Genomic DNA, 618 nt, shown 5'->3' with positions numbered 1-618 from the left:
TATCCAAGCGATTACGATTGCGGATCAGCGCTACGACTATTACAGCAACAATGTCGATTTTATTCAGAAATACATTTTCCCTGGTGGTTTCTTGCCGTCGGTGACGTCTTTGACACAAGCGACCACTAAGCACAGTGATTTGGTGGTTCGTGATTTGTTCGACATCGGCCTAGATTACGCAAAAACACTGAATGAGTGGCATCGCCGTTTTAACCGCGCAGAGGATGCTGTGCGAGGGTTTGGGTACGATGACCGGTTTGTCCGCATGTGGCGTTATTACCTTAGTTATTGTGAAGGCGGTTTTCTTGCTCGTACGATCAGCGCCGTTCATATGACTTTCCAGCGCCCATAAGAATTATGAGAGTGTTGATTGCGTCCACTTGGTTTCAACTGTGCTGGTTTATTGCTGTGCTTGGTACGTTTGAGTGGCAATGGTTGATGATGATACTGGCGTTGGCGACTTTGGTGTATTCCATTCTGACGGCGTTTCACTCGGTGAAAGCGATCTCCTTTGTCACCATTTTCGGGCTAGTTCTCGATACGCTAAATCAACACTTCTCGCTTTTGGTTTTCCCTACCTCTTGGCTCCCTGTGTGGTTGATTGGTCTATGGGTATTG

2 protein-coding genes are annotated in these 618 nt (G+C 47.1%); both read left to right on the top strand.

What is annotated here, in order from left to right:
• Positions 1-352, top strand: a 352-nt coding sequence (locus R7Q11_RS27525; RefSeq protein WP_225467152.1) for a class I SAM-dependent methyltransferase, incomplete at its 5' end; no start/stop codon positions are given.
• Between the two features lie 5 nt (positions 353-357).
• The coding region (locus tag R7Q11_RS27520) for a DUF2878 family protein (RefSeq protein WP_225467151.1) at positions 358-618 on the top strand (261 nt) is incomplete at its 3' end.

Source organism: Vibrio sp. 970 (genome assembly GCF_033339075.1).
Note: the sequence above shows the minus strand (reverse complement) of the source record. Positions and strands in the feature narration are given on the sequence as shown.